This is a genomic window from Nocardia sp. NPDC006630, assembly GCF_040611495.1.
In the GTDB taxonomy this organism is placed as follows: Bacteria; Actinomycetota; Actinomycetes; order Mycobacteriales; family Mycobacteriaceae; genus Nocardia.
In genome coordinates this window covers 417317-434726 of record NZ_JBEXOK010000007.1, presented here as the reverse complement: position 1 = coordinate 434726, position 17410 = coordinate 417317, and the positions used below count along the sequence as shown (strand labels likewise).

Here is a 17410-nt window from a genome sequence, read left to right as displayed (position 1 = left end):
AAGTTCACCCCATCCGCAGCAGATCGCCGCTCAGATACCCGGCGAGCGCGGTGGCGCTCGACGCTCGCGACGGCGGATGGAAACCCAGGCAGTGCGACGCGGAGGCCAGGTACGCAACCGTCGGTTCGGCGATGAATTCCATCCCGCCGAGCAGTTCGACGGTCCGGCGGACGGTGTCGGTGATGGCGTCCTGGGCACCGTAACGGGCAAGTAGCGCTGCGGCGAGGGCATCGCTGCCCATCTCTCCGGCGGCCAACATACGAGCCACGTTCTCCAGCACCATCGCGGCTGTCTCCAGACGAACGGCGATGGCCGCCAGATCCGCGGCGGAGGTACGGCGTGCCTGGTAGGCCCGCTCCACCAACGCACTGGCCATTCCCACGTACGAGGCGCTGATCAGCAACTCGAACCAGATGAACCCCACGGTCTGCAGTTCGTCGAGCATCCCGCCGGAGGCCTGCTCGGTCGGGATCAGCAGCTGATCGTGCACGAACACATCAGTGAGCCGGATCTCGTCGCTTTCGGCGCCGGCCAGTACCCGATTCCCCCAGAAGGGGTGCACGCTGATGCCCGCGGTGCCTGCCGGAATCAGCAACACCGCCAGCTGCTCACTGCCGTCGGCGGTCGGAACGCTGACGCTCGCAGTCAGCAGATCCATCGAGGACGACAGGCTGCACGGCTTCTTCGCACCGTTGACCACGTAGCCGCCGTCAGTGCGCGCCGCCTTCATGGTGGCGGTGAGAATGCCTTGTCCCGGGCGGCCTTCGGAGAAACCGGAGGCAACCAGCAGCTGCTGGGTGGCGATGCCCTCCAGCAACGCCCACTCCATGCCGCTGTTCTTGACACTATCGGCGAGGGTGAACAATGTCGCCGCCGAGAAGTGATGCATGGTGGTGGCCACCGCGAGCGACGGCGAGTACGAGGCAAGCGCACGGGTGACCCGCAGCGCGTCCACCGGCCCGGCAGCCAGGCCGGCATATGTCTCGGGGATCACCAGCCCGGGGCCACCGTGCACGCGAAACAGTTCCAGTCCCGGATTCCCCGGCGCCTCACGTTCCTCGAAGGGAAGGGCGGCCAGCGCGGATTGCAGTCCGGGCAAGTACTTTTCGCAGACTTCACGGGCGGCTTCGAGAGTTCTCATCACGATGCGTCTTCCGTTCCGAAGGTGCGGTTCCAGGCACCGAAGACGGCGTCCCGCGGACGGTTCGCCTGCCGCGAGATGGCCACCCCCTGGATGTGAGAGGTGCGCAGCGCCGGATAATTGGCCTCACCGAAAGCTCCACCCGTCAAACCGGTTCCGCCGTGGGTGGGCAGTCGTCCGATGAAGCCGATGTGGGAGTCGTTGACCTTCAGCAGGCCACCATTGGTGATCCGCCCGACGAGAGCGTCGACTACCAGAGGGTCCGTCGCCCACACCGAATTGCGCAGGCCGTAGGCGTTGGAGTTGACGTAGTCGATCAGCACGTCAAGCAGCAGGTCGTCGTCGACAGGTGAATCAGGCACTACTACGGGCAGCAGGGGGAAGAAGGTCTCCTCCCGGACCGCGTCCAGCCGTCGCGCCGCACCGAGCCCATCGACGCGAAGTACAGTGGGCGCGAGGAACATTCCCGCGTCGTCACGGGTGCCATCCAACTGCATCCCGTGACCACCGGTAATCAGCGTGGCACCCGATTCCAGTGCTTGCGCGAGAAACCGGTAGTACTTCTCATTACGCAGTACCGGGGTGAGCAGCACCGACTCGTCGTCAGGATAGCCAGGGCGCAACGCTGCGGCCATCTCGGCCAGTAGCTGGATCAATTCGTCGGCGATATCCGGGTGTGCTACAACCTGATTGGGCACCATGCACAGCTGCCCACTCCCGTAGAAGCTTTCGGTGAGAGCCTCGGCGGCGTATTCCAGGTTCGCGTCCTTCCAGACGATGACGGCGTCGTTACCTGCGAGCTCCAGAATCGGCTTCTTACCAGCCGCCACGCAGCGGCGCTCGAATTCCAGGCCGTTCTCGGTGCTGCCGAAATACATGATGTCGTCTACGAGTGGGCTGTCGATCCACGCGCCGAGGACCGGGCCCGGGTCACCGCAGATCACATTGAGCGTGCCGGGCGGAGCCCCGACTTCCTCGAGCGCCGGCGCGATGAGCTCCTGTACGGCGAACATGACCCCCAGCGGCGCGCTGCGCGGGGCTCGAACCACAAGTGCGTTGCCGGCGGCCAGCGACAGAGCGGCGAGCACGACACTCGACATCGGCGCGTTTGCAGGCGGATTCACACATACCACGCCATCGGGCTGACGGCGCACCAGCAGCTTTCTACGGTCAGGGCCCTCGTACTCATGACACAGCTGCTCAGCGTAGAACCTGCGGGCCTCGGGCCCGAAGCCCTCCAGCATGCCCGACACCTCCCACTTCCCAAGCGAGATCGGATGTCCTTCCGCCACAAGGGCATCGACGATATCGTCTGCGTGCTCCCGAAGCCGCTGCCATACGCTCCCCAGGAAACGCTCGACGCGGTCAGCCAACGGCCGCGCGGTCCACAGCGGAGCGGCAGCGGCGGCGGACTCCAGCGCCGCCTGTACGGACTCCGGCCCGGCCACCGCGACCCGGCCGAGCACCACTTCGGGATCCACGACATCGAAGGCCTGATCGCCGCGTTCGAGAGTTCGCTTCAGCGATAGGCTGGCGAACGCGTCGTCGAGTAGCGCGCGCGGGGAGAGCACGTACACCCATCCCTGACCGTCCACATCTTTGCCCGCGATATACGAGCGATAGGTTCGAATCGATTCGCTGGTATTTTCAGCCAACGCATTTACCCTTCCGCTGCGGATCGATTGTCTGTTCGATCCGTTCAATTCGGTGAACTCCGAAATACTTCCGGCCGCAGATTTCTATTACCAATCTGTCCGGAAATGGAAGTCAGGTCAACGAATTACGTCACACAATGAATATTCACAGTTGGCCTCAACGACGACAAAAGCGCCGGTGAGGCCCGCAACAGGGACCGCACCAGCGCTCGGAGCCATTCGGTTGGCACCCTATTCGATGTGCAGCATTTCGAGCGTCTCCACAGCGGCGATTAGAGCACGGCCTGCGTCTGGATCACCTTGGCCACAGGCTTCCCGTCATCGGCGGTGATATCGGTTTCCACCACGATCACCCGGCGGCCGGCGTGCAGTACCCGCGATCGAGCATTCGCATGACCGGCCCGCACCGACCGCAGGAAATTCGTCTTCGATTCGATCGTCGTGGTGCCCTGTGCACCTTCTGGGAGATTCATGAACGCAAGTGCCGCTGCCGTCGCATCCGCCAGCGTCATGAGCGCACCGCCGTGCAACGCACCACCGATCGTGCACCGCTGCGCGGTCCACGTTATGCGACTGCGGATCTCCTCCTTCGAACTGCTGAGCACCTCGATCTCCAGTTCCCCCGCGAACGGCATCGATTGCCGAACCAGCTGGGTTCCTTTTTCGTCGACGGTGAAATCCACTGTGGTCATGCCCAATTCCCCTGATCCTGATTCCGTCTGTGCCGGTTCGTAGTTCGTGTCGGTGCCGGGTCCGCGCGGGCTACAGCACGCCCCCGAGCCCCATGTACTCGAGCCGGACCGTCTGCGTCTCGTGGGACCACTGCTCGGCGGTCATCAGTCGCTCCTCCGGGGTCGTATCCACCAGTCGGCGCCCCGGCCAGATCTCGTAATCGCCTACCACATCCGCGAATTCGGTGAGCCCCTGCTGAAACAGCAGCTCTCGGTGCAGCAGTACCCCACTCATCGGCAGCGCCTTCCACAGCGTCAGGCCGGTGTCGAGCACCTCCAGCGCGGCACCCCGGTGCTGTGGATGCACGGCAAGAAAGTCGCGCACGACCTCACTGCCCACCGCGAGGTGCCGGATCTCGTCGATGCTCGCGCCGCGCTCGATCTGGGCCGCCTGCGGATCGATGACGTGCCACTTACGCTCGCTCAATTCCGCGGTCGGCGCGAGCACGCCCTCCACCAGGACGGTCAGTACCAGCACGCCGAGTTCGAAGCCCAGGTTCCCGTCGATGACATCGAGGCCGAATCGTTCCAGTGGGTCCAGTACCGAGGCGATGTGCGGGCCCGCCACCTCGGCGATCACCGCGTCGAGACCCTCGGCGGGAGCCCCCAATTCGACCAGATGCGAGCGGAACGCCGCCGCATGCCGGGCCTCGTCGACCAGTTGCGTGGCGTAGAACTCCATGGTCACCCGATCCGGCGCCTTGGCGACCAGCGGCGCCAGGGCACGGGTAGCCTTGTCCTCGGCCACCGAGCGGAAGGCGAACTCCTCGAACAAGGCCTGCCGGAACGGGGTGTCTGCGTGCATGTGCGGGCCGCTGACAGCACCGGCGGTATGCCCGTTGACCAGTCCCTTCCATGTGCCGCCGACAACGTCGCGGATCCAATAGTCCAAGCCGGCCTCGCGTGGCGTGATCGTGACGGTGCGGGCACCTTCCAGAACACCGGGCGCACGGTCCCAGTCGGTGACGGTTGCGTGGGTAACTCCGCCGAGTTCGGATATTGTGGTGTCGGACATCAAATCTCCTGTGCCGGTTCTGATTCAGATCGAGTTGGTCATGCGCAGCAGATGCCACACCTGAGTCGGTCGCTGTCGGCCATCGAAGGCCAGGTATTCGGGCTCGACCACATGTGGCGCCCATTTCCGTTTGAACCGCTCCTGGCTCGCGGCCGGATACACAGCCGCTCCGTGCTCGGCGAGCAGCTGCACCAGACCGGACATGAGCCGGGTACTACCCCCGGGAACGACATGCGCGGAGGACACGCCCGCGAACGGGGTGAGTCCCAGATGCAACCAACCGGCCCCCTCCTCTCTGAAGACGCGCAACGCCAGATGGTTCAGCAGTTCGATGGTGCCGACGGGCGCCTGGGGTAGGCGACGGGTCAGGTCGTACAGCCAACCGGGGCGGCTCCCGTACGCCGGCGAGTAGGAGATGTACGCGACGACCCGACCATCGAGGATCGCGGTGAACATACGCCGGTGCGGACCGCCGCGGCCGTCACGCTGACCGACCAGGAAGGTCATCTTCTTGACGTGCCAGCCCTTGGCGCGCAGCCATTCCCGGTCTATTTCGTCGAGTTCGGCCACCTGCGATCCGGTGCCCAGCACTTGGCTTACGGAGACTCCATCCCGCTCTGCGCGGGATATGTTCTGGCGGACCTTCGCCAGGGGTTTGCCCTTCAGAGTAAAGGCGGACAGGTCGATGCTGTACGAGCTGCCGAATTGATCGACCGTGAACCCGCGCTCTACGTAGTCGGCCGCGTCCTCGCCACGCAACTGCACGACGCCCAGCTTCAAGCGGCGTGCCCGTGTCCATTCGCGGAAGGCCTCCGACAGCTCGGTCCGGTGCTGGGGAGCGGTGAAAGGGGCGGCGAATTGGAACACCGACCGACCACGAGTCCGGTAGGCCACCGCACCGGGGATGCCCGCCACAGTGAAGCACTCGACGTCGTCGTTGTAGGAGATGAAGGCACTCGGATGGTCCGAATACTGTTCGATTGCAGCGAACAGCAGATCTCGCTGTGTGTCGAGGACAGACACTATTGCCTCCCTAACTATTCGAAGATCTCGCCCGCGGGCTTGGCGAAATTCCCGAGCAGCCCACGATCTGCCAGCAGGTGCAGCGGAAGCATCAGCAGCGCCCATTCGGGACGGATCAGCCAAGCCCACAGCCCCGCGACAATGCCCGCGGAAACGAAGTTGTGCGTGCCGTTGTAGAGATGGTGGAAGACCGCTGGAATCGGCTTGCCCGCTGACCGTTTGAAAACGATGAGCCCCGGGATATAGCCGACCAAGTCGATATAGGCGAACAGGATCAGCGCTGGGAGCCAGCGAACCTCGGTGATGTGGATGAAGAACAGCACCAGGCACACCGCGAAGGCCGCGAAATACTCGGCGCGCGACAGCAGATAGTTCAACCGACTGCTGAACCATGTCAGCTTCTCCGGATGTGGTGCACCGGCACGATCGGTGCTCGGCGACCCGTCATAGGTGATGACCATGAGACTTCCCTCCCGAGGGCGAGTATTTGCAATGCACTCAGGTTCGGGCGGACCGCCGCTTGGGACAACGGGTTTCGTCACCACGCACCTCCGGTACGAGCGCTCGTTCGGGTCTGCCGAATGGTGACGAAACGTATTGCCGTCGAAGTGGATTCGGTAAACGATCCAGGTCGGAGGCGAACCGTCGACCGCGACGACCCGCCCATATTCGGATGGAGTTTCAGATGCTTCCCGGTGCACTCGACTTTGCCGGGGTCCTGCGGGTGACCACGACCGCCGGCGCCCTGGCCGCCCGCGAACTGCCTGCGCGCCTGTTTCGACGCCCTGGAACGTCCTCACCCACAACGCTTTTCGGCATTCCCGGCTCCCAGCTGGCCAGGGACGCGCTGGCCGAAGCGCGGGACATCGTATCGCCGGGTATTCTCGCCCACAGTCTGCGGTGCTGGCAGTGGGCGATGGGCCTCAGTGCCATCGACGGCCTGGCGCCGGATCTGGAAGCATTGTTCGTCTCCTGCGTCTTGCACGATGCGGCGCTGGGATCCGCGGCCGACCCTCACGCGGGATGTTTCGCGCTGTTGGGAGCACAGCGCGCCCAGGCATTCGTCGCTGGACACGACACCACGACCAGGGCGGAAGTGGTCGCCACCGCCATCGCTCGCCACATGGATCCGGCTACCCCGAGAGGCTACGGGCCGGAAGCCGCGCTACTGCACGATGCGGCTCATTTCGATGTGGCGGGCACTCGATACGGCGACCTCAACGCAGCCTTCGAGGGGGTTGTCATCGACAAATACCCGCGTGATGGCTTCACTGGGGAGTTCGCCGCCATGATGCGGTATGAGCGCAGCGTCCGGCCCCGCTCCACCGCTGCGGTGCTGTGGCGGGGCGGCTTGGCAGCGGTGCTGGCGATCAATCCCCTCGACCGGGTGCCGGCACCTGGAAAGCGCAGCGCACGTTCCTGATCCGCCGCCACTTCACCGGAGCGTCACACGCCCGCGACACAGAAACGGAAAGACGTCCTTGGTCTCCCCGAAGAACAATCGCCAACGTCGGCTCCAGATCGAGGACAAGCTGATGACGGGACTCTCCGAAATGTTGCATTCCGGAATCCCTTTCAGCGACATCACCGTCCAGCAGATCTCTGAGCGCACCGCAGTCCCTCGCTCCGCGTTCTATGTCCACTTCGCGGACAAGAACGAACTACTGACCCGGATCGGGTTCGGCGCACTGTGGCACAGCGTCCGGACGGCCGAGGACCAGCAACACTATCCGTCCGGCCCGGACTACCTGGCGGCGGCAATGACCGCAGCCTTGCAATACATCGAACCGAACCGCCCAATCGTTCGGGCGGTCCTCGATACCTCGCGGTATGTTCCGGATGTCGCCGAAGAATTCTTCAGATACCAGACCACGCTGCAGATCAAGCTAGCCATACGAATTCGACAGCAACAGCAGGGTGGACAAGCGCTCGGCGGCGACGCCAACGATATGGCTTTCGCATTGGCCGTCTTCAACACCGAGATGATTCGACAGTACGTATCAGTGCAGACATCGTTGAGCACAGTACGGTGGCTCGAACTCACCTCTCTGGTCTGGCGACGAGTGATCTACGGCGTCGGATCTGATCCGGTGACTGGCGTATGAAGGTGGCCCCGGCGGCCAGTTCGAGGGCGGCGAACAGGTCCACGGTGCGATCGCGGCGACCAAATCGCACCTTAGCGCGCGACAGAATCGATCGGCGCCCAACAGCAATCAGTCCAACCGGCACAGGTTTGCGGCTCGGGCGGTCACCTTCGATCGGTTGGTGTAGGCCGAATACGTATTTTCTTATATACCAACCAGTTTCGTTTGAACCAGGTTGTCGGTGACTGGTGGGACCATGCGTTCATGACATCGACTCGACCCCGGCAGGGGAGCATTTGGTGCGCCGAAGATTACCTCCTCCTGGTCGACGCACTTCGCCGAAATCTCCCGGATGAGGAGGTGGCTGACCATCTCGGCCGCACAATCTCGGGGGTACGGTCCCGGGCGAAATTCCTACTGCGGAACGCCTATGCAGGGGCCGATGCCCTGCGGGCGCTGCGACGCATGCTGTCCGAACCCGACTTCCACTGGGAAGCTTTGGTCACGGATGCGCATGAGGCGGCTGGAATCCCGTATTGGGACAAAGTGGCCGACCAGCGAATCATCACCGGTTGGACGAGCGAGCCGCCACCCACCATGGTCAACCTCGCGGATCAGTTGGGCGTCGACGAGCAGGCCATTGCTCGACGGTGTATCCAACTGAAGCTCAGCGACTCTCGTCTCGCGGTCGTAGAGCGTTTCGGCGCAGTGCCCGGAGGAAGTTTGGAGACCCAGGCACGCCTCGCTCGTGACAACGCCTCCGTCATCGTCGCGGTTCTAGCCGTCGCAGCTAGGGAAGGCCAGATCCTGCACCTGTCAATACATCCCACCGAAGAGTCCGCCATCTCATTGCTGCGATCCCTCGATCCCGATGCGCTGACCGCCGCGCCGACTCACTGGACTGTCGTACCCAGGATTGTCGGTGAGGGATCCGTTCGAATTGGACTCAGCGGCGAATGGAGCGATGTGTCCCGGCTTCCACAGCACCCGAACACATGACCGGTCGGCAGTGACGAAGGCTACTGACTGCAGTCGAGCTAGGCCGAAAGAGCCCGCCACGGCGCCGTCCACGAGCAGCCGTGTAGGCATCGGGGGTCGGGGTTATTAGGCGACTCGATACGTCGATGACACCGTCGACCAGCTGTATTCGAATGCACGAGTTCACCGGAGAACTTCTCGCGCCCAGGCCAGTTCGGGATGAGCGGGGTGTGGTTGCAGCCGGTCGCGATGACCACCTGCCGGGCAAGCAGACCGCGACCGCCACCATGGCGATCGACAACGGCATCGACGAAGCGCACTTCGACTCCGCACTCGACAGCTCGGCACTGGCCTCCGATTCCACCGCCTACACTCGTACTGCCGCCGAACACTGAGAGCCGAGGAATCGTGCCACCACTCCCCCGCCGCGGCCTCCGGCTGCCGCTGCTCATCTTGCTGACCGGACTGTGCCTGGCCACCTCGACGACAGCGGCCGCCCTTCCGCCGCAAGAGGATCGGACCGAGGACGCGGTCTACGTATCGAACGGGCTCACCTACACCTACCGGACCTTCGCACCCGCGCAGCGACCGGAGCATCCGGCATTGCTCGTCATGATCCACGGCTGCCAGACGACGGCCGCGGAACAGCAGCGCGTCAACCGACTCGACCCGATCGCCCAGCGCGCGGGTTTCGTGGTGCTGTACGTCGACGGGAGCCCGCTCAATCAGATTCAGCAGCAGTGCTGGTCGGGATTGCTCGCGCCCGGCGGAGAGTCGCGAACGGCGGGCGACGCGGCCGCCATCGCCGGGATGACCCGGCTCGCCGCCGACCGCTATCACGTCGATCCCGACCGGGTGTACGCGCTCGGAATGTCCTCGGGCGCTTTCGAAACCGCGCTGCTCGGCGGCTACTTCCCCGACCTGTACGCCGCCATCGGAATACACTCCGGAGCCGCGTTCGGACACGGCGGACTCGGCTGCATCGGCTCGTACTTCCCGACAATGACGCCGGAACAGCTTGCCGCACAGGCATTCTCTGCCCAGGCTGCCCACCGCCGAGTGCTCCCGGTGATCGCATTCCACGGCGACGCCGATACCACGGTGCCCGTGGAATGCGGCCGCGATTCCGTCGAGCAGTGGCGGCTGACCGACAATATGGCCCTTGCCGCACAAGGGATTCCGGATCGCATCCCACAGCACCCGGCCGAGACCCGGGACGGGGTCGCCGACGTCGCCGACGGTCACCCGTTCACCGTCCAGACCTGGAACCTCCCGCATACGCAGTGCCCGGTACTGCAGTCATGGACCGTCCACGACGAAGGCCACTACTGGTCGGGCGGCTCGCCCGACCCGGACCTCGCGCGATTCACCGACCCTCGCGGACCGAACGCCTCGGAACTGGCCTGGGACTTCTTCTCCCGTATCGAAAGGACCGACGACGGGTATCGCTGCGACCCGAGCGGGCGGTAACCCGCACCTTGCCGAATCGTCGCCGCCACGCCTGCCCTGCGCGCCATCTGACCCAGCTGCAATAATTCCAAGCCCGCCAACTTGCCGGAGCCGGCCGGGATCAGGCGGCCCTACGCGCCAAAAGGCCGCTGCGCCTGGGCGATCTCGATCGGAACGGTGAAGGATGCCGCGAGCACGTGTGCCAACTCGGTGGCCACTCGGTCGATGGAGATGCCGTTCTCCGCTCCCCGAGTCGTAACCCATTCGCAGGCAAGGGCATTGGCCGCACCGATGACGGCCAATGCGGTGTACCGGTAGTCGCGGTCGGGGATCTCGCCGCGGGCGGCGGCTGCCTGGGATTCGCGGATCAGCAGTGCGACGAAGGCTTCGCGACGCTGTGCGCGCCACAGTTCGACGGCCTCGCTGACGCCGACGATCTCCACATAGCAGAGCCTGGCGGTGCGGGTATCGGCGCAGGTGACCGACAGATATGAGCGCAGCGCCCGCTGTGCGCGGCCGGCGAAGGGTCCGCCCGCACTGGCCCTGAGCTCTGCCGAGATTCGATCGACGGCCTGCGTGTCGATGGCCGAGACGACCGCCATGAGCAGGTTCTCCAGGGTGCCGATCTGGTCGTAGAACGCACTGCGTGACACCTGGGCGATCCGGCAGACTTCGGCGATCGACACCGCGGCGAACCCTCGGGTGCCGAACAATTCGAGGCCGGCCTCGAGCATCCGGAACAACCGGTCGGCCAATCGCTCGGCTGGGTCACGGCCGCCGTATCTGCGCACACCGGATCCAGTGCTCGTCGTCGACTCCACCACGACAGTTTGCCAGGGCTCGATCGCGGTACCGACCGCAGGATTGGCGCATTCGGTCAACGGATCGGGGGTATGCCGCCTCGCACTCACATGATCTAATCTAGTACGCCATCGTACTGGATGAGTCCCGCATTCCTGCCGAACCATCTGATGACCACGGGATCCGGGCGCAATCGGCCGGGTGATTCAACGGGAGACATGAATGAAGATGAAAGAGACGGCAACGGCGCCGTGGCGGCGCGGCGCGGGAGCATTGGCATGCGTGCTGCTGGCAGCCTCGACGTATGTATTCACCGCGAGCGGAACCGTTGTGGCGCAACCGATCCACGCCGATGTTCCCATCCAGCCGCTGCCGGTGGCGGTATTGCCGCCGGAGCTCGATCCGTTCTACAAGGCATCGGCGACCGATATCGCGGCGGCGCAGCCGGGCGGAATCCTGAAGGCACGTCAGATCACCCCGGCATTCTTCAATGTGCTGCCCGAAAATGTCGACGCATGGCAGGTGCTGTACCGCACCAACGACAGTCACGGCGGTGCGATCGCGACCGTGACCACCCTGATCAAACCCCGCGGTGCGGCTCCGGACGGTGGCCGGAAGCTGATGTCCTATCAGGTCGCCGAGGATTCCACCGCACAGTACTGCGCACCCTCCTACGGCATGCAGCAGGGAAGCATTCCGTTCTACTCGGACTTCGTCAATATGCTCGAGAGCAATCTGGCGGTGACAGAGGCGGTGTCCAACGGATACGCGATCTCGATTCCGGATTATCAGGGCCCGAATTCGGCGTACGGCGCGGCGATTCTCGGTGGTCAGGCAACGCTCGACGGTGTCCGGGCCGCAATCGATTTCGCACCCCTGCAGCTGACCGCCGGCAACCAGACCCGGGTCGGGCTGCTCGGCTATTCCGGCGGCACCATTCCGACCGGCTGGGTAGCCGAGCACGCCCAGAGCTATGCGCCCGAACTGAACATCGTCGGCATCAGCATCGGCGGCGTCGCCGAGGCCGACCTCGACGCTGTCATCCGCAAGAACAATGCCCAGGTGTCGGCCGGCCTGATCGGCGCCGCGTTCTCCGCCTTCGGCACCGAATACCCCGACGTCAAAAATGTGCTGGAAACCCGGACCGACTGGTTCACCCGATTCATGATGACCACCAAGAGCTTCCTGTGCCACTCACCGCTCGGATCCGCCGACTTCCCCTTCTGGAACTACCTCGGCGGATACACCGGTCCGCTGCCGGGCGGCATCCTGGCCGAGCCGTCGGTCATCAACGCCATTTCCGAGAACGCGCTCGGCAAGAATCGCCCCACCGTGCCGATGTACATCCTGCACGCCCAGAACGACACACTCATCCCGAATGCGGCCACCGACCGCCTGGTCGACTGGTACTGCCAGGATCCGAACCAATCCATCACCTACAACCGGCCGTACTTCGCCGAACACATCTTCGGGCTGATCGACTGGTTCCCCAAGAGCTACAACTTCATCGTCGACCGCCTCGAGGACAAACCGGTCGCACCGGGTTGCACCACGGAAAGCCCGTTCAGCAATCTCACCAACGGCGAGTTCGTCGACTTCCTCAACCAGAAGTTTCCATCCATCGCCGGTCTGATCACCGGACAGGACATCAACCAGTTCCCGCACACGACATAGACATTCAGAGGTCGGAGTGGGAACCGCACGATGACCACTCCGGTCGCTGTCTCACACCCGCAAGTGCGAAACCGATTGTGACATCATCGAATCTCGCAGCACCCAGAGAACAGCGCAATCGAGGATTCAATTGCTCAATTACACTGTCACACAACACAATAACGCCGACGTTGCCAGTACGCCCGACGGCCCACAACATCACCATGTGAATCTTCATTAGTTTCGCTCAGCGTCAAGACGTGGTTCAATCGTGGCATGACCAGTTCTGCTGGGTCGTCACTGTGGACGGCATCACCGGTAAGCCGACGGATCCTGACCGTGTCATCGATGGCGAGTTGGCTGCCGCCGCTGATTCCGGGCAATCGCGCCGGCGCATACGCCGGACGCGCCCTGCTCAACACCGTGACCATGATCGGATACCAGCACCCCCGCAGGTCGTTGGTGCGCCGAGTGGACGAACCGGGCGCGGTGCGCGGGGAATGGGTCAGCGGCCCGGCCCGGCCGGGACAGCGGGTGCTCTACTACCTGCACGGCAGCGGCTATATCGGATGCTCGCCGGCCACCCACCGCGGCCTGGTCGCGCAATTGACCTCTCGCACCGGCAGACCCGCCTTCGTCCTCCGGTACCGCCGAGGTCCCGAACATCGGTTCCCCGCAGCCCACCAGGACGCGGTCGCCGGTTTCCTCTGGCTCCTGGACCAGGGCTTCGATCCGTCCGACATCGTCGTGGCCGGAGACTCCGCCGGAGGCCATCTGGCGGTGGCGCTGTGCGGTGAGCTGCGGCGCCGCGGCATCGGGCAACCCGCAGGTCTCGTACTGATGTCCCCGCTGATCGATCCCACGTATGACGTTGCCGCCGAATACGAGTCGGTATCGCGCGACCCGTTCATCAGAGTCGGCATCGCACGCCGGCTCACCGGCCTCTACACCGTCGGCGCCGACACCACCGACCCCCGATTGGATGTTCGCCGCGACGTCGGCGCGGATCTGCCGCCGATGCTGATCCAGGCCGGCGGCCGCGAAATCCTGCGCGCCGACGCCGAACAGTACGCAGCCGCCCTCCGGATCGCCGGCGGCACTTGCGATTTGCAGATTTGGCGCGGGCAGATGCATGTCTTCCAACTCTGCTACCGCATCCTGCCGGAAGCGCGAGAAGCCCTCGACCGAATCCAGCAATTCATCACCGACCTGGACGCCTCCGCCTCCCGCCCGAAACGAGCCTCCACGGGATAGAACGCTGTGCGAATCGGGCCGACGGGTAACGAAGACTGCGCGTCGGTCAGCCCGCGGATCAGGTACGACACGCCCGATCGGCGCATTCGACGTTCATTCGATCGCCACTCGCGCACCCGCATACTCATTGGACACGCCTTCACATATCGCACGACCTGCAGACCCAAGCACACGCCGAGGAGATGCATCGTGACAGCCGCGGATGAACTGCGACTTCTACTGCGATGTCCTCACCGCGCACCATTCGCTGGAAGACCACCGGATGTTCCCGGTCATGCAGCGCACTTTCCCGGAGCTGGCGCCGGTCATCGAACGACTACACGCCGAACATGAAGCCGTCGCCACACTCATCACGGAGACCAAGTCGGCCGCCTTGTCACTCTCGGCCGAGCACGCGAGCGTCGACCGAGCCCGTGCCGCGATCACCGCGCTCGCCGGACATCTGATGGCCCACCTCGACTTCGAAGAGCAATCGCTCTTCCCAAAGATGCACACCGACTGGCATTACGGCTGAGCCCGGACCGCCGGCCGACGACCGAACGTCACCAACCGAAGAGCAGCACGCCTACTGCGAGGCCCAGCACCGCACCGTGCAGGTACGGCAGCCGCGCGTCCTGTTCCACACGGCCCGCCGAGCAGACCGCCGATCCACATCAGCGCCTTTGCCGGCGCAGATGCTGGCCATCTTCTCCGCCCACGCGGAAATGAAACCCTGGAATCCGAGCCGCGCACCATCGCCGGAGAAGATCGGCAACACCTGCACCCGGCGCGGGAAGTACGGATATACGAGCGCCAAACACGGAATCCGGATACCGCGAAAGGCCATCGGCCAGAACAACATCGGCACGCCGGTCCAGTTGGTGAGCTATCCGGCGAGCGCGCTGAAGAGCGAGAAGGTCACCAGGTCGAACACGAGCCTGGACTGCCCGGACATATGCCAGTCGATCGGGCCACCCATGGCCACTGTCGTCAGCGGGGCATCTCCCCCGGCCGTGCACCGGAGGGTCGCAGCGGCACATGCGAGAGCCCGCGCCAGCACAGGTCGCCGATGCCGGCGACCACTTCCTCCTTCGGCACCGGACGGTTCGACTCCAGCCAGTCGCGCGCACTGAACTGGGTGAGTCCGACCAGTCCGACGGCGAGCATCCGCGCCCGGTGCGGAGCGAGCGCGGAGTCCTGCGCGACCAAGGCGAACACCACGTCGACACACGCGTCGAAGGCGCCCTCCACCAGCCGCTGCACGGTCGGCTCGCTCATCGCATCCGATCCGAAAACCAGCCGATAGCCTTGTGTTTCGTGATCGACGAAGTCGAAATGCGCCCGCACCGCGGCATGCACGCGCTCACGATTATCGGCGGTCAGGCGAACGGCGTCCCGCACACCGGTCACCAGCATGTCCACATGGTCGTGCAGGACCGCCAGATACATCTCCAGCTTTCCCGAAAAGTGCTGGTACAGCATCGGTTTGCTGAGCCCCGCACGGTGCGCTACCTCATCCATGGTGGCCCCGTGGTAGCCCCGGAGCACGAATACCGCCCCGGCAGCCACCAACAGTTCTCGTCTGCGCACTTCGCGAGATACTCGAACCGCGCGCCGGTGCGGCATTCTCGACAACCCAGCAAACCCTGCGGATGTCGCGTCGGTCAGATCGGTCACTGACGCCTCGCGTAATCGATAGTGGCAGAACCCTTTTCTCGCACTCGCCGCGGTACGGGGCCGAATCGGCGCCGGTCCACCGGCCCGGGCGCCAGGGTCATGCCGGCGAACGGAATCGGCGCCAGCCCGGCCATTTCGATCACGCGTATGCCATGCAACGGCCCCATCCCGACCTGCCTCTCATTGGATTCCCTACCGCAGCCGACCGCGTGGCCGATGAGCGACGCCACCGACAACTCCGGCTATTGAATATTCAACGCGACGGGAACTGTGATGTCGGATCGGTTCACGATTTCACTCATGTGCCGACTCATCCGAGAATCTGATCAACGGTGCGGCTTCGACGCCCGCCTTGGCCGGAACGAAAGTCATTGCGCGCTCGGTCATGGCGGTGATGGTGAGGCTCGGGTTGACGCCGACATTGGCGGGGATCGCGGAGCCGTCGCAGACTAGTAGATTCCGGTAGCCGAAGACCTGTTGCCTGGCGTCGACGACGCCTGTTTCCTCGGACTCCCCTATCACCGCGCCGCCGAGCAGATGCGCCGTCGTCGGAATCGACAGGATCGCCTCGGTAACCGCCGCCTGCGCGGTGCCGCCGATACGCTGCGCCAGCCAGTTCGCCGCGAGGTAGGCGGCTGGTACGGAATCTTGATTGGGGCGGTCGGGGTCCTGCTCGGTGGTCAGCACCGGGTAGCCGCCCGGCAGCCGGCGACGGACCTTCAACCGGATCGAATTGTCCAGCGTCTGCATGACCGCCAGGATCACCGTGCGCCGCGATGAGTTCCGGATTCTGGTGGTACGCAGGAACTTCCGCGGGTTTCGCAGCACGTTCAGGCCGAAGTACAGCGGCCGGGTGCCCCGGCGACCGGCCTCGGTGGCGAGGGTGAACAGCAGTGACTGCGTGTCCGCGTGCCGCCCGTAGGTCACCGGTTCGATATGGGTGTCGGGACTCGGATAGATGCTGGAGGTCAGGGCGATCGCGTTGGAGAAGTCGCGTTCGTCATCGGGTGCGGTCACCGCGACGATCGATTCGCTATTGGTGCGCACCAGGTATCCGAGGCGATCGGAGATCCGCGGCAGTGAGCCGTCGAGCTTGCAGCGCTGCAGCAGCCGGTTGGAGCCCAGCGGGCCCGCGGCGATCACGACGCCACGCGCGGTGACGGTCCGGCGATCCTTGCGGAACCACGAACCGGTGCGCACATGTGTCACCTCATAGCCGTCGTCCCCGTCGGTACCGTTGATCGGCCGCACGCCCGTCACCGAGCGTTCGGGTTCGATGCGCGCGCCCCGCCGCTCGGCGAACCACAGGTAGTTCTTCATCAGGGTGTTCTTCGCATTGTGGCGGCAGCCGAGCATGCAGCTGCCGCACTTGATACAGCCCTGCCGATCCGGACCGGCACCCGAGAAGTACGGATCCGGAACGGTTGTGCCGGGTTCCCCCAAAAAGACGCCGACTCGGGTGCGGTGGTAGGTGTCGCCGACGCCGATCTGCTCGGCGTATTCGCGCAGCAGGATGTCTGCCGCGCCGTCGGTGTCGTTCGTGGTGACGCCCAGCATTTTCTCGGCCGTATCGAAGTGCGGCCCGAGTTCGGCGTCCCAGTCTCCCAGTGCCGCCCATTGCGGATGCGTCGCGAATTCCGGCCGCGATCGGTACAGCGTATTGGCGTACCCGAGCGAGCCGCCGCCGACTCCGGCGCCGGTGCCCACGAAAACGTCACGGAACAGGGTGATTCGGAAGATGCCCTTCATCCCGAAGGCCGGAAAGAAGTAGTACCGGCGCACTTTCGCGGCGGTCTCGGCGAAGTCCGTGTCGGCGAAGCGCCTGCCCGCTTCGAGAACGCGGACGTCGTACCCCTTCTCGGCGAGGCGCAGGGCCGAGACACTGCCGCCGAATCCGGATCCGACGACGAGCCAGTCGGTGTCGAATTGTGTACTCACAGGGGCCCTTTCATGGTGCACCGGTACGGTTG

General features: G+C 64.5%; 17 protein-coding genes. 8 read left to right on the top strand and 9 right to left on the bottom strand.

Annotated elements, in window-relative coordinates:
* Positions 1 to 4: 4 nt before the first annotated feature.
* The 6 genes from ABZX86_RS23155 to ABZX86_RS23130 all read right to left on the bottom strand — a co-directional run bounded on the left by ABZX86_RS23155 (position 5) and on the right by ABZX86_RS23130 (position 6026).
* Entirely contained in the window at positions 5 to 1147 is a 1143-nt protein-coding gene (locus tag ABZX86_RS23155; RefSeq protein ID WP_355126863.1) for an acyl-CoA dehydrogenase family protein, read from the bottom strand.
* The gene (locus ABZX86_RS23150; protein WP_355126591.1) at positions 1141 to 2796 is read right to left on the bottom strand and encodes an aldehyde dehydrogenase; all 1656 of its coding nucleotides are present in this window, start codon (positions 2794 to 2796) and stop codon (positions 1141 to 1143) included. Before ABZX86_RS23150 ends, ABZX86_RS23155 begins: the two co-directional genes overlap by 7 nt.
* A 272-nt stretch (positions 2797 to 3068) precedes the next feature.
* Complete coding sequence (locus tag ABZX86_RS23145; protein ID WP_355126589.1) at positions 3069 to 3488, bottom strand: PaaI family thioesterase; 420 nt, start codon at positions 3486 to 3488, stop codon at positions 3069 to 3071.
* 70 nt (positions 3489 to 3558) lie between these two features.
* Positions 3559 to 4542 (bottom strand): hypothetical protein, encoded by a 984-nt coding sequence (locus tag ABZX86_RS23140; RefSeq protein WP_355126587.1) that lies wholly within the window; start codon positions 4540 to 4542, stop codon positions 3559 to 3561.
* Between the two features lie 24 nt (positions 4543 to 4566).
* Positions 4567 to 5565 (bottom strand): DUF2156 domain-containing protein, encoded by a 999-nt coding sequence (locus tag ABZX86_RS23135; RefSeq protein WP_355126585.1) that lies wholly within the window; start codon positions 5563 to 5565, stop codon positions 4567 to 4569.
* 14 nt (positions 5566 to 5579) lie between these two features.
* On the bottom strand, positions 5580 to 6026 hold the full coding sequence (locus ABZX86_RS23130) for a hypothetical protein (RefSeq protein WP_355126583.1): 447 nt from the start codon (positions 6024 to 6026) through the stop codon (positions 5580 to 5582).
* A 224-nt stretch (positions 6027 to 6250) separates the two neighbouring features.
* Between ABZX86_RS23130 and ABZX86_RS23125 the strand changes: the two genes are divergently transcribed.
* The 5 genes from ABZX86_RS23125 (at position 6251) to ABZX86_RS23105 (ending at position 10097) form a co-directional block, all read left to right on the top strand.
* On the top strand, positions 6251 to 6988 hold the full coding sequence (locus ABZX86_RS23125) for a phosphohydrolase (RefSeq protein WP_355126581.1): 738 nt from the start codon (positions 6251 to 6253) through the stop codon (positions 6986 to 6988).
* Positions 6989 to 7046: 58 nt separating this feature from the next.
* The gene (locus ABZX86_RS23120) at positions 7047 to 7670 is read left to right on the top strand and encodes a TetR/AcrR family transcriptional regulator (RefSeq protein WP_355126579.1); all 624 of its coding nucleotides are present in this window, start codon (positions 7047 to 7049) and stop codon (positions 7668 to 7670) included.
* A 444-nt stretch (positions 7671 to 8114) separates the two neighbouring features.
* Complete coding sequence (locus ABZX86_RS23115) at positions 8115 to 8648, top strand: hypothetical protein (protein WP_355126577.1); 534 nt, start codon at positions 8115 to 8117, stop codon at positions 8646 to 8648.
* A 209-nt stretch (positions 8649 to 8857) separates the two neighbouring features.
* Positions 8858 to 9022 (top strand): hypothetical protein, encoded by a 165-nt coding sequence (locus ABZX86_RS23110; protein ID WP_355126575.1) that lies wholly within the window; start codon positions 8858 to 8860, stop codon positions 9020 to 9022.
* 13 nt (positions 9023 to 9035) lie between these two features.
* Positions 9036 to 10097: a PHB depolymerase family esterase gene (locus ABZX86_RS23105; RefSeq protein WP_355126573.1), complete on the top strand. Its 1062-nt coding sequence runs from the start codon at positions 9036 to 9038 to the stop codon at positions 10095 to 10097.
* A gap of 110 nt (positions 10098 to 10207) precedes the next feature.
* Here ABZX86_RS23105 and ABZX86_RS23100 read toward each other — a convergent pair whose 3' ends face one another.
* Positions 10208 to 10987 (bottom strand): TetR/AcrR family transcriptional regulator, encoded by a 780-nt coding sequence (locus ABZX86_RS23100; RefSeq protein WP_355126571.1) that lies wholly within the window; start codon positions 10985 to 10987, stop codon positions 10208 to 10210.
* Positions 10988 to 11099: 112 nt separating this feature from the next.
* Here ABZX86_RS23100 and ABZX86_RS23095 point away from each other — a divergent pair, with 112 nt between their 5' ends.
* The 3 genes from ABZX86_RS23095 (at position 11100) to ABZX86_RS23085 (ending at position 14298) form a co-directional block, all read left to right on the top strand.
* Positions 11100 to 12551 carry a lipase family protein gene (locus ABZX86_RS23095; protein WP_355126569.1) on the top strand — a complete coding sequence of 484 codons (1452 nt, stop codon included), beginning with the start codon at positions 11100 to 11102 and terminating at the stop codon, positions 12549 to 12551.
* A 327-nt stretch (positions 12552 to 12878) separates the two neighbouring features.
* Positions 12879 to 13784, top strand: coding sequence for an alpha/beta hydrolase (locus ABZX86_RS23090; protein ID WP_355126567.1), 906 nt, complete (start codon positions 12879 to 12881; stop codon positions 13782 to 13784).
* Between the two features lie 202 nt (positions 13785 to 13986).
* Positions 13987 to 14298: a hemerythrin domain-containing protein gene (locus ABZX86_RS23085; RefSeq protein ID WP_355126565.1), complete on the top strand. Its 312-nt coding sequence runs from the start codon at positions 13987 to 13989 to the stop codon at positions 14296 to 14298.
* 455 nt (positions 14299 to 14753) lie between these two features.
* On the opposite strand, the gene ABZX86_RS23080 is transcribed toward ABZX86_RS23085, so the two are convergent.
* Together ABZX86_RS23080 and ABZX86_RS23075 are read right to left on the bottom strand one after the other, a co-directional pair.
* A complete protein-coding gene (locus ABZX86_RS23080) occupies positions 14754 to 15389 on the bottom strand; it encodes a TetR/AcrR family transcriptional regulator (RefSeq protein WP_355126563.1) in 636 nt (211 codons plus the stop codon).
* 345 nt (positions 15390 to 15734) lie between these two features.
* Positions 15735 to 17378, bottom strand: coding sequence for a GMC family oxidoreductase (locus tag ABZX86_RS23075; RefSeq protein ID WP_355126562.1), 1644 nt, complete (start codon positions 17376 to 17378; stop codon positions 15735 to 15737).
* Between the last annotated feature and the right edge of the window lie 32 nt (positions 17379 to 17410).